We start from the raw sequence: 21,854 nt of genomic DNA, 5'->3' as shown, positions 1-21,854 counted from the left end.
GGATAATTATAATTCTCCTAAAAAGGTTTGATTAATATACCTATGAAATGCTTTCTAAATAAGATTAATTCGATGTTTAATTATTTCATAATAAAAGTATATGGCGCCTGTTGTTTAGTCGTTTTTCTCAAAAAACAAAAAAACCTAATTTTGTTAAATAATTATATTTTTAATGTTTTTTTACTTAAATAATTAATAAAATGATACTTAATAACTATATTCGCCAATGATTTAATCAACCATAACATTCAAACCCTTCCAAAAATGAAAAAAATTATTAAATTAATGACGTTAGCTATTTTAGTTTCGTTACAAAGTTGTGACAAACAAGAAATAGAAAAAGATTTAGATTTAAACGCCAATTCACCAGAAAAAGGCCTTTTACCTAGTGAAGTAAACAATCACAATACAGCACATAACTGCGCTACTGTATCTCAATTTGGGCCTAATTCTTATTGGGCAAACACTATTGTAAATACTAATGAAACAAATTTTTTAAAGCAACAAAACAATAAAGCATCAAGTCTTTTTGGTATATCTAATGTACCTCTTTATTTTGCTGCAGGAAACGGTACATTTAACGCTCTTTCTTACGGACCTCCTAATAATTATATTATTTGGGGAGAAGAAATGCTTAGTGGTGCTTTAAATTACGGAAGATCTGCTGTAGCATATATTGTAGCACACGAAGTTGCGCATCAAATACAATTTAGACAAGGATATCCTTCAGTAACTGGAGCTTCTAATACAGAATTAGAAGCAGATGGTTTTGCTGGATATTTCTTAAGAAGAAGTTATACTACTAATTGGTCTGATGTTATTCCTGCATATAACTTTGCTCAATCTATAGCTGGTTCTAATGGATCATCTCATGGTACTGCTGCACAAAGACGTTCTTCTGTAAGATTAGGATGGTTATTAGCAAATAACGGTGCTTTATCTAATGCAGATCTTGATTACAACTTTTTTTACTACTATAATAGTCATATTCTTCCTGGTAAATTAAAATCAAGTAATCTTGAAAAGCCTAAAAAGATAAATGAAGAGTTACATAAATTTATGTTAACTAAAATAGAAGAGTTAAGCGATATTCATACAGGAAAAATTTCTGAAGAAGAATACGCTAACTTAGGTAATAACTAAAAATAATATTAAATAACGGTTGATTATTTTATAAAGAGAGAGATTTAAAAAATCTCTCTCTTTTATTATTTATATACTTCATATTTTCAATTCCTTTTTCTATACTATATTTTCAATTCTTTAATTTTCTTTTATTATAACAATATTTAAATCATGATTTTTATCATACTTTAAAGAAATATATATACAGAAATTTGTTAATAAATTCTAAAATAGAAGATTATGAAGATAAATAAAATTTTTAGTATAATATTAATTCTAATAACATCATTAGCATATTCTCAATTTAAAATTGATGCAGAAATACGACCACGTGCAGAATACAGACATGGTTTTAAAACTTTATTTCCTGATAACGCTAATGCTGCCTTATTTACCTCACAAAGAACTCGATTAAACTTTACACAATCAATTAATAAATTAAACTTTTATGTAAGTGTACAAGACGTTAGAATTTGGGGAGATGTACCTCAATTAAATAGTGCCGATAATAACGGTTTAAGCATACATCAAGCTTGGGCTGAAATACTTTTAGATGGTAATTTCTCTTTAAAATTAGGTCGTCAAGAAGTTGTTTATGATGATAGTAGAATTTTTGGTAACGTAGCTTGGGCACAACAAGCACGTAGTCATGATATGGCATTAATAAAGTACAAAGAGGGTACTTTTAAATTAGATGTTGGTTTAGCTTTCAACCAATCAAAAGAAAACTTAATAGGAACAAATTTAACTACTCCTAAAACATATAAATCTCTACAATATGCTTGGTTACATAAAGATTGGAATAATTTTTCTGGTAGCTTTTTATTATTAAATAATGGATTACAATCTTCTAATGGTATTAAATATAGTCAAACATTAGGTACCCATTTAAAAGCAAAAAAAGAGAACTTAGATCTAGCTGCAAATTTATATTATCAATTTGGAAACGATATTGCTAATAATGATTTAAGTGCTTATTTATTAGGTTTAGAAGCAAATTATAAAATAACAGATAAAACAAAAATAGGTTTAGGTGTTGAATTACAAAGTGGTAACGACTATAATAGTACTACTGGTAAAAACAATGCTTTTACCCCCTTTTATGGTACAAACCACAAGTTTAATGGTTTTATGGACTATTTCTATGTAGGTAATCATGCTAATAATGTTGGTTTATTAGATATCTACGCAAAAGCTAATTTTAAATTAAATACAAAATCTAGTTTAACTGCTTTTGTACATAGTTTTTCTGCAGCAGCAGATATTAACGCTTCTGTTTCTAAACAATTAGGTACTGAAATAGATTTAGTTTATGGGTATAAGTTTACTAAAGAAATAGGAGTTAAAGCAGGTTATTCTCAAATGTTAGCTTCAAAAGGAATGGAAGCTTTAAAGATGAATACTGATAATAATACAAATAATTGGGGATGGGTAATGGTTACCATTAAACCAACTTTATTTTCATCAAAAAAATAAACTCATGAAAATAAAAGAAAAAACGGTAGCAGATTATGTTACAGAAAATATTAAAACTGCACATATATTTAAAAAACACGGAATAGATTTTTGTTGTGGTGGAGCTATTTCTGTAAAAGAAGCCTGCGCTAAAAATAATGTTGATTCAAAAGTTATAGAAAATGAACTTTTAGAAGTAGATGCTGTTAAAGATGTTATAGAAGATTATAATAAATGGGAGCTGGATTTCTTAATGATTTATATTGAAAACGTACATCATACTTACGTAAAAGAAAGCTTACCTTTAATTTCTGAATATGCAAACAAAGTTGCCAAAGTTCACGGTAATCATTATACAGAAGTTATAAAAGTAAATGAACTTTTTCATACAGTTGCAAATGAATTAATTTCTCACATGCAAAAGGAAGAACAAATATTATTTCCTTTTATTAAGAAATTAGTTGAGGCAAAAAAAACTGAGAAAAAAAATATTATTGCACCATTTGGAACAGTTAGAAACCCTATTCAAATGATGGAACATGAGCATGAAAGTGCTGGTGATATTTTTAAAAATATTGCAGAATTAACAAATAATTATACTCCTCCTAAGGAAGCATGCAATACATTTAAAGCTTTATATGCTAAATTAGACGAGTTTGAAAAAGATTTACACCAACACATTCATTTAGAAAACAATATTCTTCACCCGAAAGCTATTGCTTTAGAAAAAAAATTAATATAATTTATTTTTAAACGAGAAAGAGAAAGATTCTAAAAAATAGTTTTTTTTAGAATTTAACCTTAAAAGCAATTAAGAGTAATACATTACTCTTAATTGCTTTTAAGGTTTTTTTGATTCAGTTTTTTTTAAATACAAACTCTTATACACGGCGGAATAAATAATATAAATATTAACCTTCTCCCCTGCAATACCAAACCAACACTTAACACTTTATAAACAAAAATTTACATCATTTTTAAATTAAAATAAGTTTTTTTTTTGAGGGTAAATAAAAACTAAGCTGTTATATATATTGTAATTAATTCTATTTTTTAGAAAACCTTCAAGTAATTACACTAAGATTGCTTCTTCGGAAGCTTTCTTTTTTTTTGCCTTATAAATTGGCACAACTATTGCAATAATATATTTTTTTTATATTGATTATGTCGGGGGACTTAATTTCAAGAAAGGAACCACAATGGTTCCTTTCTTTTCTTTTTACTACTATATTATTTTGTCTTATCTAGTGATATCTTATGTTTAAAAAAACAGCTCACCAATATCTAAAACATCATCAGCCTTTACTAACCTAACAAGTTGTGTATTTTTTTGTTCATTTTTATACCCATAGTTTTTAAATGTAGTTACTTTTAAAAAAGTAGGTCCTGATATTTTTTGCTGACCACTTGCATAATACTTAACATTAATCTTATAAGAACCTTTAATTGTTTTCTTTAATACAAATTGCTCTGGGCCAAAACCTTGAGTCATATCATTAGACATTAAACCTCCTATTTTGGTTTTTTTGTGACTATAATAGCATTTTTCGCCGTTTGGATCAGTAACCCATAAATCTATATCAGTATCGTTATGATTCCAATCTATTAGAACTCTAATAGCTGTTTTCGTATTATTTATGTAACTTTTATCTATATGAGAAATTGTTAGTTGGTTATTGTAAAGAGAAATCATTCTATTTAATTCATTTAATGCAATTACCTCAATACCCGAAAATCTTCTATTTTCATCTTTCTCTAATAATTCTCCGTTAACAATTTTATATAGTAAATCTACAGATTTCTGGTAATCACCTATATATTCATAAACCAATGCTAAATCTCTATAAGACTGTATATCTTCTGGTCTTAATTTTAAAACTTCTTTATAAATATATACCGCATATTTATATAATTTATATTCTTCAAATTTATAAGCCAATGCTTTTAACAATTCATAGTTATCTAAATCTATTTCTGCAACATTTGTTAAAATTTGAATTGCTAGTTCTTCTGCTTTTCTACTTTTAAAAAAATCTGTTACATCAACATAAAAAGATGGAGATTTACCATATTTCTCTCTTAATTCTATATATTTTAAATAAGCTAACTTATTATCTTTAATTTTATTCAGTACTTTTAAATAAGGAGTATCGGGGTTCCACCCTTTTAATTCTACCTTTTCTTTTATCAAATTTTCAAAATCTTTAATTCCCTTTAAATCATTCTCAAATCCGTTTTTGGTTACTATAACCATAATGCCATTTTTAGCTTTACTACCATAAATACTTTCCCCTTGTTTTTTTGTTAAAGTATAAATAGATTGAATCTCATTTGATTTTAAATTAGGGTTTTTATTCATTACACTACCATCAACTACAAATAAAGGATTAGAAGCTGAAACTGAACTTAAACCTCTTATTTTAACATCTACTACTTTTTTATGTAAAGTACTAGAAATATTTTCCGAACTAACAATCGATACCGCAGCATTTAAAGTTCTAACTTCTTTAGTAACCCCGAATGCTGTAACAACTACTTCGTCTAAAATGTTGTCATTTTCCATTAGCACATTAACATTTGTATTATCATTCATTACCTTCTCTACTGTTCTCATCCCTACAAATGAAAAGATTAACACATCAGTCTTTTTTACTTTTACTTTATATTTTCCATCAAAATCTGTTTCAACTCCATTTGTAGTACCTTTTACCGTTATCATAACCCCAGGCAAAGCACCATTATCATCTACTACTATTCCTGAAATAAAAAACTTATTATTATTATTATTATTATTATTATTATCTATAGTTGTGTCAGGTGTAATTTGTGATCCTTCTCTTTGAATATTTCTTACAATTGAATCTTTTTTTAATCTGTTACTCTTATCAATATCAATGCCTATATAATCTTTATTATACCAGTTAAAAAAATCTTTATAATCACTTAATAAATTCTCTCTTATCCTTTCAAGTCTTTCTTTTTTATTATTAATTTTCTGCGCAATTAATTCATCATACTTATTTCTTAATTCTTTTGGGGGCTCAATATTATGAATTACATAATCTTCAACACTATCTAAAATTAACATTGAGGTAAATGGGCTTATTATTTGATACTTTTTACTTAGTTTAATAATTTCTTCTTTATTTTCTTTAGAATTAATTATTAAGTTTTCTAATTTACTTTGAGCCCATATTTTTGTAATAACAGGGATATCTACTTTATTTTTCTTAACAAGAAACGAAACTGTTTTAATAGTATCTATTCCAAATCCGAAATAAAGTTCAATTTTTTTATTTACATAATTTCCTTTTCCTGTAATTGAAAAATTAGTTGTTACTACGCTACCCTTTTTGGGGTAAACCTCTAGCTCTTCTACTGAAAAATTAGTTCCTAAAAATTGAAGCTGCATATTTGAAATTTTGTCAATAGCATTCGTTATTGACATTTGCTGAAGATTAATATATTTTCCTCCAGAAGCGGTTGCTGCATTTTTTAAAATAATATGATTTGCTGATACTGAACTATTAATTATATGTGTTTTATTATTGAATGATATACTAGAGTTACTTAATGTATTTAAACCATCTGTAAATAGAAACCCCAATTTAGAACTGTCTTTGTATTTTTTTAAAAAAGTAAACGAAGAGGCTCCATCATAAATAATAGTTTCTATTTTATCTTTTAAAATAGCCCAACTTCCATTTTTTACATGGTATTCCTTTTTAGATTTAATTTTTGTGCTAAAAAGCACCAAGTTTACTTTACAATTTTTTACTTTATTAAAATAAGCATTCAAGAAAGCTATTTCTGTGTCTCTCTTTTTATTTTTTTGTGATAATGATATATCCCAAAAAATAGTAATGTCCCTTTTTAAAGCAACCTTTCTTTCTTTTATATTTAATTGTTTATTAAAATAAAAGCAGTTTTCATTTACTAAGACTTTCTCCTTATTAACATTTAAGGGTATTTTAATTAAAACTGGTTTTATAACGCTTGTTTTTCTTTTATTTACTCTAGCATAATACCTTTCATTTTTACTATCATATAAAAACTCTTTTATCATACCTTTAGTAAAAACAGGTTTGTTTTTTTGATTAAAAATATCAAATGAAAGTGAAAACTCTTCTAATTTATTTTTAAAATTAAAAGGCAATTTATAATAATAAGACTCATTACTTAATACTAATTTTTGTTGAAAAGCTACCACTACTCTTTTATATCCTCTTGCTGGTATTGGATAAATTCTTGCTTTATAATTATTACCTTTTGTTTGTTCTAATAAAGCAGGGTCAATTCTTTTTCTAACCGTACTTTCAAAAGCAACTCTAGCTTTTTCTTTTTCAACAACAACAGCCTCTCTTAAATTTCCACTTATATCTAATGCAAAACGAGTTACTGATTGATTTTCTCCTAAAGGAAAAAAAAGCTCACCTTCTAAAACTCTATTTTTAGGATTGTAGAATTCCATGTCATAAGTTGTAATTGCAATATCTCCAACTACAGAAACGTTAACATTTAATTTTTTTATTGAAATTATTTGTTTTCCAACTTTTATAATAGGTATTTCTTGTGAAAAAGAACTTAAAGCAAATAATAATAGTAGTAGGTAAATTAGTTTAGTTTTCATAATTATTGATTTATACAATAAAAGTAAATGCTATTAACAGCTAATAAAATAGTAAATGAGTAAACACTACTTTTAAGTACGTAAAGCAACTTATTTAATTAGTATAAATTTTCGAAAGCTTCTCTTTCTAATAATATTTAATATATTTACTTAAATTAAAAAAGTTAACTATGATTATTTACGGGACAAAAGGTTCACACTTAAAAAGTAAAAATATAAATGCTATTAAATGTGATAGATGCCAACAATCAGAAACACATACTATGAGTATTTATGGTAAATATGCCTATATATATTGGATACCCGTTTTTCCTTTATCTAAAAAGGGTTTTTCTGAATGTCAAAATTGTAAATCTACTCTAGAACCTCAAGAAATGAACCCTCAATTACGCAATAGATTTAATGAGTTTCATGAAAGTGTTAAAACACCTGTTACTTATTGGTCTGGTTTAATAATTATTGGTTTGTTTATGCTTTATGTATTTTCAATTGGTTTATTTAGATAAACATCGCTAATTTTTAAAGTACATATTCAATACTAACATACATCTTATTAAATCCAATGTAAAAACATTGGATTTTTTGTTTCAATCTCTATAAACTCAGACGAAAGATAAATTTTATTGGTACTTAAAATTTAGATAGTGATAGTTTTTCTTCTATTTCTACCAAAAGTACAAGCTAATTATAATAGTTTATACTTCATCACCCCTTTTACTAACGCTACTTCTAATAAAACTTAAAAACTAATAATCAATACATTAAAATTAAACACCGTTTCACATTACAAATCAAGACACCTTTTTTAGTCTGATATTATAGGGAAATACCGTTTTGCTTTTTTACTAACATAAGTTTGCATTAGAATTTTGAATGAGGATTCAATTTTTAAATAAACTATTAGAATTATTAAAAATGAAAAAAAGTAAAAATAGTTTAAAACAAAGAACTATGAATTTATTAAAAAAATGAGTCTTAGTATTATCACTACTATTTATAGGAAATACCACGATTAATGCGCAATCAGATAATACTACTATTTTTGGGATAAAAGGTGGGGTAAATTTATCAAAAATTAATAATGGTAAAAATAAACTTGGAATGGTTATAGGTGCCTTTGCTGAATTTAAAATGTCAGATAAATTTTCTATTCAACCAGAGTTACTTTACTCTAAACAAGGTGCTAAATTTGGTTCAAACAATTTAAAATTAAATTATATAAATGTGCCTGTTTTAGCAAAGTTCTCCCCAATTAACAAAATTAGTATTGAAGCTGGTCCGCAACTAGGTTATTTATTGAGTAAATCAGGAGGAACTCTAGCTAAGAGTAATTACAAAAAACTAGATTTATCAGCAGTAATAGGACTTAATTATCAAATAAGTGAAACTATTGGTATTGATGCACGTTATAACTTAGGTTTAAAAGATATCACAAAAACACCAGGTAAGCATAAAATAAAGTTTTTCAATTTTTGTTATCTTATAAATTTTAAGAATTAATTAGATTTATATTTAAGGATTTACAGCAAAAAAAGCAACGTGCTTTAGGTTGCTTTTTTTCCTGATTTATTATTATCAAAATACTATTTTTGTTAGATGAATGTATTAGATATCACACCTTTATTAAGCCAAATAATAGGCGTTTTATTATTGATTTTTATTCTATTTAAAAAATCAGGTTTAGGAAAAAACAAAAAGATTAAAATCGTTTTAGCAATGATTGTTTTAGTCTATACATTTACTGCATTCGATTACTACATTATAATAAACAATAAAGGGAATACATCTTATTTTGGAATTTCATATTTATTTACTCATTTATTAGGCTTTCTTCTCTATTATTTCGTTGTTTTATTTACAAACACAACAATCAATCTAAAAAAGGGAGTACTTATTGTTGTTGGATATACCATTTTGCGTTGGATTTTCTTTTTTCCTCTTTTCGAATATAATTCACTACAAGAATTCATAGAGTTTGTTTCAAAATCTAATTATAATGAGTGGTTAGAATTAGAATATATTATAACAAGTTTTATTAATATTTTGTTATTTACACTAGCATTTTTAAGGCTATACAAATCACCATTTATTGTAGATTTAAATGAAAGTGAGATATTTAAATATAAGTGGATAAAATTAGTGCTAATTGCATTTGTGTTATTGCAATTAGGTACTTTTATAAGTGAAATTGTAGGAAGTTTTAGAATCAACAATTCAAAAGTGTTTGAAAGCTATGCTGCTTATATGAAATTTGAAACATTGCTCATTTCTATTTTCTTTTTCGTTTTTACTTTTTCTATTATGCACTTTCCTGTATTTGCTTTTACTGGTAATTTTGAAGATTTACCAAAAGTTACTAAAAATAAATACACCAAATCATCATTAATTGATTCTTCAGAGCTTTTTAATGAAATTAATTATTTAGTGAAAAATGAAAAATTATATTTAGATTTTGATATAAAACTAAATACATTATCAGAAAAACTAGGAAAATCAATTCATCATATTTCGCAAGCTATAAATCAGAATGCTCAAATGAGTTTTCCTGATTTTATTAATAATTTTAGAATTGAAGAAGCGAAAAAAAAGCTGCTTCAACCAAAACCAGATACCATTTTTGCAATTTCTTTAGATGTCGGTTTTAATAGTAAAGCTGCATTTTATTCAGCATTTAAAAAAAATACTTCGCAAACACCAACAGCGTTTAAAAAGGCACATAATTCTATCTAAAATTAGTATTACCCGTTATACTAAGACATTTTTTATGTTTGCTATTATAGGGAAGCGCATTTTTTAAAAATCCTCATAATACTTTTGTGTTGTTAAATTAAAACAATTTAAAATGAACACAATAAAAAAAACAGTAACAATTTTAGTACTACTAATAGCTACAACAGTAGTTAGATCTCAAACTAATGACGCATTAACAGGTAAGTGGGAAACTACTTATAAAGAAAATAATGAGACAGTTTATATTACATATCAATTTAAATATGTAGAAGAAAAACTAAAATGTTATTCAGTATCTATTAAAGATGATAGCGGAAAAAAAGGTAAATATGAATCTTTAGTTATGAAAAATATAATTTTAAATAACCGAAAAGGAAAAGCAATCTATATATATAATGATAATGGTGTAGATTATGAATTTAAAGCCAATCTACTTCTTAAAAACGAAAACACTTTAAATGTTAGTTATTCCGTTTTGGGGTATTCAGATACAGAAATATGGAAACGTTTAAAATAAATTATTCATCTTAAATATACCTATTATGAGTTTTTCAAAACTAGTATCTCTTTTCGAAGCATCTGGAATAATGACATTTGTCGTTTACTTTTTTTTATTTAATTTAGGGTTGATAATCTTAGAGATTATTCTAGATTTTTTCTCATCTAAAGAACGACGATGGAAAGATTCTGGAGCAAACTTTATTATTTTTTTAATAAACCAACTACTAGAAAAAGCAATTATAGGTTCGGTAGGTGTTATTTGTTTAATGTTATTTCATTGGCTAACTCCACTAAACATCCCTATGAATGTTTTTACATGGATAATCGCATTTTTTGTAGCTGATTTTACTTATTACTGGATGCACCGTATAGAGCACGAACATCGTATTTTATGGGCAAGCCATAGTGTACATCATTCATCAAAAGATTATAATTTAACGATTTCTTTTAGACTTAGTATTGTTGAAGGCCTTTTTGAATGGATTTTCTTAATACCAATGATATTAATCGGCTTTTCTCCTTTTCAAGCTATTGTAAGTTTAATTTTAGTTGCACAGTTTCAAACGTGGATTCATACCGAACGTATTGGTAAATTAGGTTGGTTAGATGAAGTATTTAATACACCTTCTGTACATCGTGTGCATCACGGCTCTAACAACAAGTATCTTGACAAAAATTATGGTGGTTTTTTAATTATTTGGGATAAATTATTTGGGACTTTTCAAAGAGAAGAAGAAAAAGTTATTTATGGACTTACAAAGAATATTGAAACAAATAATCCAATAACAATAAATTTTATTGAGTACAAAAATATTTGGAAAGATGTTAAAATGTGTAGAACAAAAAAAGATAAATTAAAAATTATTTTTGGAAATCTGATTTGGAAGCCTGATTATTTTAAAGACAAAACTTAATATTTTCAAGCTTTTATCCTCATGTAATTTAGTAAAAACAGGATATCTAGTTTTGATTATATAATTAAGTTCATTTTAAATGAACTACCCCGCTCCAAAAGTGCGGGGATTTTAAAATATCGATAAAAGTTTTAATGTTTTTTTTCGTTGTATTTTTTTTGTTGCTGTTTCAATAAATTTATCTAAGAAATAAATCTTTTTTGGAGTTTCGTATTTAGTTAAATTTCTAAGTAAGCTATAATCAATCGTTCCCTTTGTTCCTTCAATAATTAAAATTAATTTTTCTCCTAAAATAGCATCAGGCATACCAATCACAAAAAAGCGGTTTGTTATTATCTCTGATAATTTTTCTTCTATTTTTTCTGGATGTAGTTTTATTCCTCCAGAGTTTATTACGTTATCATAACGTCCTAACCATTCAAATTCAGTTTCAGAAATTATTTTAACAACATCATTCGTACTAATTATTTCTGATGATACTTTTTGTGCTTCAATAATTAAACAACTTCTAGCATCTACATCAATTTTCACATTAGGTAAGGTTTCGTAAAAAGACTGTTTCTTAGTTTCTCCTTTTAATGACGTAAAATTATTTAATTTTTTTATGGCGATATGAGTAATGGTCTCAGTCATACCATAGGTTGCGAATACTTTTGTTGAAATAGTCTGAATAGCATCAATTAAATCGTTAGACACTACGCCTCCACCAACAATCAATTTATTTACCCTATGTAATTCGTTTAGTGAGTTTCGTAATTGTAACGGAACCATTGCCGAAAAATCATATTGCTTGTTTATTTCTTTTAAAGGACTTGCTTCTGTTGTTATAATATCTAACTGCCAACCTAAAGTTAATGCACGAACTAACATCATTTTACCTGCAATATAATCGGTAGATAAGCATAACAATGCTGTTGTATTTTCTTTTAAATTAAAAAATGCTCCAGTAGCTAAAGCTGAGTTTTTCATAAACTCTTTTTTTAAAGCAATTGGTTTCGGTTTTCCGGTAGATCCTGAGGTTTGTACAATTACAAAATCATTTTCGTTAAACCAATCAGTTAAAAAAGTAACTACAGAGTTTGAAATAGTTTTAGAAAAATCGATTAATTCATCTTCTGATAAAAATGATTTTCCGTTTAACTTAAATTTTTTATGAATCTGATTTTTCATTTTCCACTTTTAAATAAAATGAAGTAATCGACTAATTAAAAATCACTTCGTTATTCAATCTCATAATAACCCTTAGGTTGGTTTTTCTATGCTACCAAATAATTTCTCTTTCCAATTTTTCCAACCGTATTTTTTAGAAAATAAAAACAGCATTAGTGGATAAATTACAAATACTAAAGAAAACATTTCTACTTCTACTGATGGTTCTGAAATATCTATAAACAGCGCATCTGTTTGAAAAACAGTCCAATTTGTAGTTACTAAAAATGCCGCTATTATATTATTTACCGCATGTAAACCTAAAGCCAACTCTGTTCCTTCATCCATTAAAGTTGCAATACCAAAAAAGAATCCTGTTCCTATATAAAATACCATAGAAATGTATCCTAATTTTTCAACTTCTGGATTTGCTCCATGTAATAAACCAAATGCTATTGATGTTATAATTAATGGCACCCACCTGTTTTTAAACCAAGTTCCTAAACCTTGCATAAAATATCCTCTAAAGAGTAACTCTTCAAAACTTGTTTGCAACGGCAAAAATAAAAAAGAAATTGCTACTAAGGTAAAAAATGGAACGGGTTTAAAATTCCACGTATAATTTTCTGGTGATAAAAATATGCCTAAAAATGTTACTATTAAGGCAACGATTCCGAAAGTTATAAATCCAAACCAAAATCGTTTCCAATCAATAGTCTCTCTACTTGTTATCAATGTTTTTACAGCTCTTTTATGAATATATTTTATTGTTATAAATAAAAAAAGTAATCCAATAGCAAACATTAGTATCATTATGAATAAGAATAAATTTTTGTTTATTCCTAGTCCCATAAAGCTATCATTAGCTGCACGAGTAAACTCTCCAATACCTGATGAGTGTAATGCTGCTGTAATTGTTAACGGAATTATTCCTACAAATTGCCAGCCAAATATGACTAATAAAATACCGCCCAAGTAATACGGCCAACTATTTCTTCCTTTATATGCTTGTTGTATAAAATTCATATGTTATTTATAATGTATGATGAGATTCTGAAACAAGTTCAGAATAACGTTAGTCAAAATTAAATTCCCATTCTTTTTGTTTATTATAACCCAAACTGCCGTTTGAGACTTCTAACGGACTATCGAAATTATTGGTAAATAAACCACCTGTTCCTAGCCCTTGGGGTAAAGGATTATTTAATATATATGTAAATTGTGCTATTGCATTTAATCCTACATTGCTTTCTAATGCTGATGTTATCCAATTATCTGCTTTGTAATTTTTAGCTATCGAAATCCATTCTTCACTCCCTTTAAAACCACCAACTAAACTTGGTTTTAAAATAATGTATTGAGGTTTTATTGTTTCGATACATTTTTCTTTTTCTTCGGATGTAAAAACACCTATCAACTCTTCGTCTAAAGCTATTGGTAGCGGTGTTTTTTCACACAAACTTGCCATCTCTTGCCATTGTCCTTGTTCTATAGGTTGTTCGATTGAATGTATTTCTAATTCAGATAATCGTTTTAACTTTTCTAAGGCATCATTTGGTGTAAATCCTCCGTTTGCATCTACTCGTAAGGTTATTTCTTTTGCTGAGAATTGGTTTCTAATTGATTTTAATAAGTTTATTTCTGTATCAAAGTCTATTGCTCCAATTTTCATTTTAATTGTTGAAAAACCTTGTGCCAACTTATCTTTTATTTGCTGTTGCATAAAAGACTTATCTCCCATCCAAATTAATCCGTTAATCGGAATGTTTTGTTTTCCTTTTGTAAAGTCTGAAGGAAATAATTCGAACGGATTATCTGCCTGTAAAGATAAAAAAGCTTGCTCTAATCCGAATTGAATAGACGGGAAGTGAGCAGTTTCTAACAATAATATTTCTAACCCTTGATTAATATTTTCACAAACCCATTTTAATTTTTCTTCATAATTAGGTGTATCATCAACACTCAAACCTCTAAACAATCCGCATTCTCCAAAACCTTGTTTATTATCTTTTGATAGCTTTATAAACCAAGTTTCTTTGGTTCTTAAAATTCCGCGAGATGTTCCGCTTGCTTGCTTAAATTTAAGAAGATGTTTATGATAGGTTGCTTTTATCATCTTTGATTATTGTTGATTTGCGTTAGGTATTGCAATGAAAATCTTTTTGTGAGGTACGAGTAAAAAAATTGTAGTGTAAAGCCCGCTCGAACGCCAAAAAGTTTATTTTTCTACTTCTTCTTTAAATCGTTTCATATAACTTAAACTTAAGTTTTTAAATGTTCCTTTAAAATAAGGAAATAAGCATGCTGTCATGTATGATTTACTATTTACACTGCAATTTTGTATCATTTTTGTTTTATTACCATTTGCTATAAAATTGTAGTCATCAATTTTAGTCATCTGGTCAGAATCAAACTGAAATGTCATTTTTTCATTAGGTATATATGCTGTTATTTTTTCAACCATTTTCATTTCTTGCCCTTGATTAATAACAGTCATTGCATAAGTACTACCTAGTACTCCCTTTTTTTCTTCAATTGGTTCTATCGATTTAACTTCTGGCAACCATTTTTTCATGAAGTCAACATTTTCGAAATTTTTAAAAACCTCATTTATAGGTTTGTTTATTTCTATTTCAGCGGTATACTTAACTTCTGTAACAATTATTCCTGTTAAAAGAAATACCAGTACAAATGCGGTTACAATTCCTAAAACTATTTTTACTGCTTTCATTTTTATTCTATAAAATTAAATATGTTTATTTCTTTTTTTTAAGTCTTCTTTTTATAAAAATAAATGTACCAATTCCTAAAAGGATAAATGGCCAAATATTTACTACCCCTAAAAAGAAATCTTTAATATTATCTACTCCATTTAAAAATGCATTTCCTAATTTATTTCCAAAACTTCTGGTTGGTGATTTGCTTATCTCTTTTTTGTAAAAATGGATATTAAGTGTTGAAAATGATGTTTGATTTTGTAAATATTTTAGGCGTCCTTCGATTGATTCTACTTCTGATCTAACAGTACTTAATTCTCTTTCTACTTCTAAAATTTCTTTTACCGATTTTGTTTTCGATAATAATTGGGTATAACGTTCTTCTAGTTTTTTCTTTACTTTTAAACGTGATTGCACATCCAAAAACTGTTCAGTTACATCGCTTGTTGTAATGTTTTTACTGTCAAAATTTTTCACTTTTGATGATACGTCAGCTAAAAATTGATCGAATTTATTAATAGGTATTCTTACAGTAATGTTTGTATTTATTTTATTATAAGATTTGTTTTCACTGTCTTCAGAAATATATCCTTTGTATATTTTTGTTACTTTTAGTATGTGCTTTCTGGTTTTCATTAAACTATCTGTTTCAAAAGAGATAGTTCCTTTTTTTATAAGTTTTCGTTCTACTACTTCGGTTATATTTTTTTCTTTTGTAGGTTCAATGAAGTTTTCTATTACTTCTTCTGTTCCAAAATTATCATACGTAACTTTCCCCTCATTACTACAGCTTATAAAAAGTAAAAATACTAGCGCAATTTTCAATAAATTTTTCATGTTTTTTATTTTATTGGGAATTTACAAAATGTTCCCTATACCAAAAAGTATTGCAAACAAAAAGGTACTTAATGCTACTTTTTTTAATTCACCGTCTAACAACACTTCTTCTTTATTTTTATAAACAAAAATTAGGTGTTTTAATATTGGTAAATAAGCTATTATAAATAAAAATTGTAGTGGTGAATGAAATGTAATGATAACATATACTACTGCAAACAAAAAGGAAGCTAGTATTAAAGCGTAGTGGTAATACTTAGCAAGCTTGGCTCCTATTTTAACTACTAATGTGTTTTTATTAACTTTTGCATCATTTACTATATCTCGCATGTTATTTAAATTAAGCACTGCCGTACTTAATAAACCAACTGTTATTGCAGGTAAGAAAATAATAAAATTTAAATTTTTGACATATAAAAAATAAGTACCGACTACGGCTAATAAGCCAAAAAACAGGAATACAAATACGTCTCCGAATCCGCTATAGCCATACGCTGATTTACCAACGGTATATTTAATTGCTGCAATAATTGATATGACTCCTAACCCAAAGAAAATTACTGAAAATAAAAAATTGTCTTTTCCGAAAGAAACATAAATAAGTAACAGTGCTACTACTAAAGTTATAGCGCCTGTAATTATCATTGCCATTTTCATTTGTTTTGGAGTAATAGCACCTGATGAAACCATACGTGCTTCTCCTTCTCTATTATCATCAGTACCTTTTATACCATCACCATAATCATTTGCAAAGTTTGATAATACTTGAAATCCTATCGTTGTTAAAATTGCTAACCAAAAAATTGGTGATTGTAAAATTGTAGGACAACCTGCACAACAAACAAAATAAAATGTTTGACTATTACTTTCAATAATATTGTTGAAAAAATCTTGATTTCCTAAAAAGGCTCCAACAATAATCCCTGATATTGATAGTGGTAAAGTTCGTAAACGTGCTGCTTTTATGTAGTTTTTCATTTATCTAATATAATTTTCAAAGATAAATATTTACATATAATAATATTTTATTTATTTATCATTACATCGAAATTAACCTTTTTCCCAAGATAATCAATCATAAAAGCTCTTTCTTGAATTAATACATTATCTCTAAACATCTGTATATCTATTAAATAACTATTAAAATTTTTAATAGTTTTATCTTCATATTCTAAAGATAAGCTAGCTGCAAAATTAATTTCCTCGCTATACCCCTTTTTAAAAGGTAAATTTCCTATATTATATGTATCATCAAACTTAAAAAAACCTGATTCAATAAATAATGTTCTTATTTTTGCTTGACGATTAACCTCTTTCCCATTTACTTTAAAAGTTACAGATGAAAAACTATTATTATCATCTAATGAGAAATCTACGTCATTACATGATAATAAAAATAAGCATAGAAGGGTATAAAAGTATTTCATTTTTATGAATTATTTTGGTTATTAGTTTACACTATTAACAAAAATTACACCAAAAAAAAATAGCTTTACATTTGTAGCACTATTTTAATAAAAACTTATACTAGGCTAGTTCTCTAATAATTTGCTTCAGCTATATCTTTTATAACAACTTGATTTTCTTTTATCTTAAACTTTACACCATCAGTCATCATTGTATTACAATATGGCCATCCAGTTGCTATAATTTGTGGGTTTATTTCTAAAGCATCTTCTGTTCGTAAAACATTAATTTCTTTAATTCCTTTTTCAGCGTCTTTAAACATCTGTACTCCTCTTGCCCCACAACATAATACTATAGATTTATGACGCTTCATCTCTGTCGTTTTTACTCCAAAACAACAAATTAATTAACGTGGCCTTTCATATACATCATTTGCACAACCTAAATAACTTCGAACAACAATCCCTGATATTGATAGTGGTAAAGTTCGTAAACGTGCTACTTTTATGTAGTTTTTCATATATTATAAGTAATATTTTAAAATAATTAAAACACAAAAGGAAAGGTTAAACCTTTCCTTTTACATTTATATACACTTATAAGTATCTTAGTTGTCTAATAATTTTAAGGCGTTTCTTATAGGTATCCTTTTTTCTTTATATAAAGCAACTATAAATGCATCTTTAATACCTATCCTTCTTATTTCATCCCTAAGTATCTTAGCGTCATTATATGTATAAAACTCACCTGCTATGTATTTTTCACCCCCTTTATAGATTTCCTTAGGTAGTTTTCTTAAACCTCCTTTTAAATCGGTTCTTTCTTCTGGAATATTAAAATCTTTAAAATGACCTATTTGAACTGCAAAAATAACAATATTTTGATTCTCTTCTTTTTCTATACTCTCAGTTATAAGTGCTTTATTGTTATTTATACTATCTATTAACCTTTCTAATTGATTTTTTTGTTCCAAGATAACTGTAAATCCAGACTTCTTTTTAAAAACATATAAAGTTAACAGTAAAATAGTAATCGTTAAAATTAGTATCATTAAAGATTTATATTTCCTATAATTATTAACTTTAATATTTTCTAATTTTAAATCTATATACCCTTTTTTTAAATCTTTTTCATTTTCTTTTAACCTGTCTAATTCATTACACATTTTAAGAAATTCATCGTCATCTATTAAAGGCATCTTTATATTTTTTAAGCTATAAATTATTTGCTTCTGCAATTAACTCAGCGATATCTTTTACAACAACCTGATCTTCTTTAAGTTTAAACTTTATTCCGTCTGTCATCATTGTATTACAATATGGACATCCAGTTGCTATAATTTGTGGATTTGTTTCTAAAGCATCTTCTGTTCGTAAAACATTAATTTCTTTTGTTCCTTTTTCTGCATCTTTAAACATTTGTGCTCCTCCCGCTCCACAACATAAAGCTGTAGATTTATGACGTTTCATCTCTGTCATTTTTACTCCTAAACGACGAATTAATTCACGCGGACTTTCATATACATCATTTGCTCGACCTAAATAACATGGATCGTGGTATGTTACTCGTTTTCCTTTTAGATTCGTATCATCTATTGATAAACGACCTTCACTAATTAATTTACTAATAAATTGTGTATGATGATATACTTCGTATTTCCCCCCTAACTCAGGATATTCATTTTTTAAGGTATTAAATGAATGTGGATCGCAAGTAACAATTTTTTTTATTTCATATCCGTTTAAAACTTCAATATTCATCATTGCTTGCATTTGAAACAAAAATTCGTTTCCTGAGCGCTTAGCGGCATCACCTGTTGAACTTTCTTCGGTTCCTAACACGGCGAAATCAACGCCTGCCATGTTTAATATTTTCACAAACGATTTGGTTATTTTTTTGGCTCTATCATCATAACTTCCTGCTGCTCCTACCCAAAACAACACTTCTGGTTGTTTTCCTTGAGCCATCATATCTGCCATTGTTGGTACGTTCATAATTTTATGTTTTTTAATTGATATGCTTCTTTTTATTCTTTGGTTTGAAAAACAATTTTATTCGTCTTTCCAGTTTAATCTATCTTGTTGACTATACTGCCAAGGCGCTCCGTTGTTTTCAATATTAGTCATCATTGCATTTAATTCTTGCGGTGCTGCAGACTCTTCCATTACCAAATAACGGCGCATTTCCATAATAATAGATAAAGGATCAATACCTATAGGACATTCTTGTACACATGCATTACAACTTGTACATGCCCATAATTCTTCTGGTGAAATATAATCGTTTAATAGCTGCTTTCCATCATCTATAAAAGTTCCGTTGTTTGCATCTATATTTTTTCCTACTTCTTCTATACGGTCACGGGTATCCATCATAATCTTACGAGGAGACAACTCTTTTCCTGTTAAATTAGCAGGACATGATGATGTACAACGACCACATTCGGTACAAGTATACGCGTTCATTAACTGAACCCAATTTAAATCGGTAACATCAGAAGCTCCAAATTTTGCTGGTTCTTCTTCTTCTGCTCCTTCTTCTGGCATTGCATATGGATCTACACTTGGATCCATCATCATTTTCACCTCTTTAGTAACTGCTTCTAAATTATTAAACTGCCCTTTTGGTTTTAAATTAGCAAAAAATGTATTTGGAAACGCTAACAAAATATGTAAATGCTTAGAGTAATATAAGTAATTTAAGAAAATTAAAATACCTATTATATGTATCCACCAAGATGCTTTTTCTATTATATGTAATTCTTCATGTGAAAAACTTTGAAACCAAGGTGCTATAAATTGAGAAACTACATTACCTACTCCAGCTTTTTGAAAGTTAACATCAGTTGCATTCATTATTAAAAATAATGACATTAATACCATTTCGAAATATAGAATGATATTACCATCATTTTTTGGCCAACCAGTCATTTCTTTACTCCAAAAACGCTTTACTTTTTCAATATTTCTTCTAAACCAGAAAATAACAACTGCTACAAAAACTAAGGCTGCTAAAACTTCAAAATTCCCTATTAAAAAGCCGTAAATTGTATTTCCTACTATTGGTTGAAAAACACGATGCGTACCAAATAACCCATCTATAACAATTTCTAGCATCTCGATATTAATCAAAATAAATCCTACATATACAACTACATGTAAAATTCCTGAAACAGGGCGACGAACCATTTTGTATTGACCTAAGGCTATTTTAGCCATATTTTTCCAGCGCTCAGGTTTTCTATCAGTCCTATCAATGTCTTTTCCTAGTTTAATATTTCTCACTAATTTTCGAACATTCATTACAAAGTATCCAAGACCTGCGATTAAAATGATTGCAAAAAAGATGTTTGGTAAAATTTTCTCCATCGTTCTTTAATTATTAAGTTTATTTTTAAATTAATATATAAGCTTACTTAGTACTTACATTTTTGATACTATTTTTATCATTAAATGGTTTTGCTTTCTTTCCAAATAATGAAAAATGAACAAATCGTTTTGGATTTAATTTCATTTCTCGTAACAACTCTTCCATTTCTTTAGAGGCATTGGTTAAGTTTGTATACATTTTTTCATCTGTCATTAACTTACCCAAAGTTCCTTTACCTGCTTTAATATTAGCTATTAAACCATTTACATTTGTTAATGTACTTTCTAGCTTTTTAACTGTTGCGCCTATATTAGATTTCGCTAAATCATCTGATACTTTAGAAAAGTTATCTGTTATTTTTTTAGCATTTTTAAAAGTCGAATCTAAATTATCCTTATTATCAACCAATAATTTATTTACAGATGTTAATGTTTTTCTAACTCCATAAATAGTACCCTCTAAACCTATAATACTTCTATTTAAGCTTCTTCGTGATTTCTCATCTAACACCTGATTTATTCCTAATAACAAAGAATCCGCTCCTACCAATACATTTTGTAGTTTTGATTGAATAGGGTTTAATTTTTCTCCTACTGAAGAAAAAATATCAGACTCTACTTCTCCTTGTAAATAATCACCAGAAACGGCAACTATCCCATCATATTTAGGAACTATTGCTAAATTTTGTCCTCCCATTAAACTAGCTGAATAAATTTTAGCAATACTATTTTTAGAAAAATTAAATTCATTTTCTAAAGAAATTTTAACTAATAAAAGTCCTTTTTTCTCAGGTGTTGAATTGAAAGATATATTATCAACCTTTCCTACCTTTAAACCATTTATAGTTACTAAACTAGCTTCGTTTAATCCATTAATATTTTTATACTCAACAAAAAAGTGCCTGCTACTTCCGTTGAACAAATCTTGACCTTTTAAAAAATTATACCCCCAAATAAATAAAGCTATAATTACTACAGCAACTATACCTGTTTTAAGTTCTTTTGACATCATAGAAAAATT

Annotated in this window: 20 protein-coding genes and 1 pseudogene; 8 read left to right on the top strand and 13 right to left on the bottom strand. The window is 27.3% G+C overall.

The features are described 5' to 3' along the window. Positions 1–264: 264 nt before the first annotated feature. The 3 genes from CXF68_RS12095 to ric all read left to right on the top strand — a co-directional run bounded on the left by CXF68_RS12095 (position 265) and on the right by ric (position 3,322). On the top strand, positions 265–1,143 hold the full coding sequence (locus CXF68_RS12095; RefSeq protein WP_101045029.1) for a metalloprotease: 879 nt from the start codon (positions 265–267) through the stop codon (positions 1,141–1,143). Positions 1,144–1,365: 222 nt separating this feature from the next. After that, positions 1,366–2,601, top strand: coding sequence for an alginate export family protein (locus CXF68_RS12090; RefSeq protein WP_101045027.1), 1,236 nt, complete (start codon positions 1,366–1,368; stop codon positions 2,599–2,601). Between the two features lie 4 nt (positions 2,602–2,605). Beyond that, positions 2,606–3,322 carry an iron-sulfur cluster repair di-iron protein gene (gene ric, locus CXF68_RS12085; protein ID WP_101045025.1) on the top strand — a complete coding sequence of 239 codons (717 nt, stop codon included), beginning with the start codon at positions 2,606–2,608 and terminating at the stop codon, positions 3,320–3,322. Positions 3,323–3,841: 519 nt separating this feature from the next. On the opposite strand, the gene CXF68_RS12080 is transcribed toward ric, so the two are convergent. Beyond that, positions 3,842–7,210 carry a VIT domain-containing protein gene (locus tag CXF68_RS12080; RefSeq protein WP_101045023.1) on the bottom strand — a complete coding sequence of 1,123 codons (3,369 nt, stop codon included), beginning with the start codon at positions 7,208–7,210 and terminating at the stop codon, positions 3,842–3,844. A gap of 170 nt (positions 7,211–7,380) precedes the next feature. On the opposite strand from CXF68_RS12080, the gene CXF68_RS12075 reads away from it, so the two are divergent. The 5 genes from CXF68_RS12075 (at position 7,381) to CXF68_RS12055 (ending at position 11,355) form a co-directional block, all read left to right on the top strand. Then, positions 7,381–7,716: a zinc-ribbon domain-containing protein gene (locus CXF68_RS12075; protein ID WP_028889439.1), complete on the top strand. Its 336-nt coding sequence runs from the start codon at positions 7,381–7,383 to the stop codon at positions 7,714–7,716. Positions 7,717–8,206: 490 nt separating this feature from the next. Next, positions 8,207–8,710, top strand: a complete 504-nt coding sequence (locus tag CXF68_RS12070; RefSeq protein ID WP_101045021.1) for a porin family protein — start codon at positions 8,207–8,209, stop codon at positions 8,708–8,710. A 96-nt stretch (positions 8,711–8,806) separates the two neighbouring features. Next, positions 8,807–9,940, top strand: a complete 1,134-nt coding sequence (locus CXF68_RS12065) for a helix-turn-helix domain-containing protein (RefSeq protein ID WP_101045019.1) — start codon at positions 8,807–8,809, stop codon at positions 9,938–9,940. A gap of 112 nt (positions 9,941–10,052) precedes the next feature. Continuing rightward, positions 10,053–10,457 carry a hypothetical protein gene (locus CXF68_RS12060; RefSeq protein WP_101045017.1) on the top strand — a complete coding sequence of 135 codons (405 nt, stop codon included), beginning with the start codon at positions 10,053–10,055 and terminating at the stop codon, positions 10,455–10,457. A 25-nt stretch (positions 10,458–10,482) separates the two neighbouring features. Continuing rightward, positions 10,483–11,355 (top strand): sterol desaturase family protein, encoded by an 873-nt coding sequence (locus CXF68_RS12055; RefSeq protein ID WP_101045014.1) that lies wholly within the window; start codon positions 10,483–10,485, stop codon positions 11,353–11,355. A 111-nt stretch (positions 11,356–11,466) separates the two neighbouring features. Here the strand turns inward: CXF68_RS12055 and CXF68_RS12050 are convergent, their stop codons facing one another. The 12 genes and pseudogenes from CXF68_RS12050 to CXF68_RS11995 form a co-directional block, all read right to left on the bottom strand. Beyond that, complete coding sequence (locus tag CXF68_RS12050; RefSeq protein WP_101045012.1) at positions 11,467–12,525, bottom strand: AMP-binding protein; 1,059 nt, start codon at positions 12,523–12,525, stop codon at positions 11,467–11,469. A 72-nt stretch (positions 12,526–12,597) separates the two neighbouring features. After that, the gene (locus CXF68_RS12045; protein ID WP_101045010.1) at positions 12,598–13,530 is read right to left on the bottom strand and encodes a CPBP family intramembrane glutamic endopeptidase; all 933 of its coding nucleotides are present in this window, start codon (positions 13,528–13,530) and stop codon (positions 12,598–12,600) included. A 49-nt stretch (positions 13,531–13,579) separates the two neighbouring features. Beyond that, positions 13,580–14,620 (bottom strand): o-succinylbenzoate synthase, encoded by a 1,041-nt coding sequence (locus CXF68_RS12040; protein WP_101045008.1) that lies wholly within the window; start codon positions 14,618–14,620, stop codon positions 13,580–13,582. Between the two features lie 102 nt (positions 14,621–14,722). Beyond that, positions 14,723–15,235: an SRPBCC family protein gene (locus tag CXF68_RS12035; RefSeq protein WP_101045006.1), complete on the bottom strand. Its 513-nt coding sequence runs from the start codon at positions 15,233–15,235 to the stop codon at positions 14,723–14,725. Between the two features lie 25 nt (positions 15,236–15,260). Further along, positions 15,261–16,058, bottom strand: coding sequence for a DUF4349 domain-containing protein (locus CXF68_RS12030; protein ID WP_101045004.1), 798 nt, complete (start codon positions 16,056–16,058; stop codon positions 15,261–15,263). A 21-nt stretch (positions 16,059–16,079) separates the two neighbouring features. Beyond that, positions 16,080–17,036, bottom strand: a complete 957-nt coding sequence (gene menA / locus CXF68_RS12025; RefSeq protein ID WP_101045002.1) for a 1,4-dihydroxy-2-naphthoate octaprenyltransferase — start codon at positions 17,034–17,036, stop codon at positions 16,080–16,082. A gap of 47 nt (positions 17,037–17,083) precedes the next feature. Next, positions 17,084–17,485: a hypothetical protein gene (locus CXF68_RS12020; RefSeq protein WP_101045000.1), complete on the bottom strand. Its 402-nt coding sequence runs from the start codon at positions 17,483–17,485 to the stop codon at positions 17,084–17,086. A gap of 113 nt (positions 17,486–17,598) precedes the next feature. Next, a pseudogene (locus tag CXF68_RS12015) lies at positions 17,599–17,913 on the bottom strand (heterodisulfide reductase-related iron-sulfur binding cluster); the annotation flags it as partial. Positions 17,914–18,072: 159 nt separating this feature from the next. Then, entirely contained in the window at positions 18,073–18,663 is a 591-nt protein-coding gene (locus CXF68_RS12010) for a hypothetical protein (RefSeq protein WP_157821917.1), read from the bottom strand. Between the two features lie 16 nt (positions 18,664–18,679). Continuing rightward, positions 18,680–19,459, bottom strand: a complete 780-nt coding sequence (locus CXF68_RS12005) for a (Fe-S)-binding protein (RefSeq protein WP_101044996.1) — start codon at positions 19,457–19,459, stop codon at positions 18,680–18,682. 57 nt (positions 19,460–19,516) lie between these two features. Beyond that, positions 19,517–20,833 carry a (Fe-S)-binding protein gene (locus CXF68_RS12000; RefSeq protein ID WP_232771650.1) on the bottom strand — a complete coding sequence of 439 codons (1,317 nt, stop codon included), beginning with the start codon at positions 20,831–20,833 and terminating at the stop codon, positions 19,517–19,519. Between the two features lie 43 nt (positions 20,834–20,876). Continuing rightward, on the bottom strand, positions 20,877–21,842 hold the full coding sequence (locus CXF68_RS11995; RefSeq protein ID WP_101044994.1) for an MlaD family protein: 966 nt from the start codon (positions 21,840–21,842) through the stop codon (positions 20,877–20,879). Positions 21,843–21,854: the final 12 nt, after the last annotated feature.

Origin of the sequence: Tenacibaculum sp. Bg11-29, from assembly GCF_002836595.1 — a bacterium.
Lineage (GTDB): Bacteria > Bacteroidota > Bacteroidia > Flavobacteriales > Flavobacteriaceae > Polaribacter.
The sequence above is the reverse complement of the archived record's forward strand: the minus strand, read 5'-3'. Positions and strand labels throughout refer to the sequence as shown.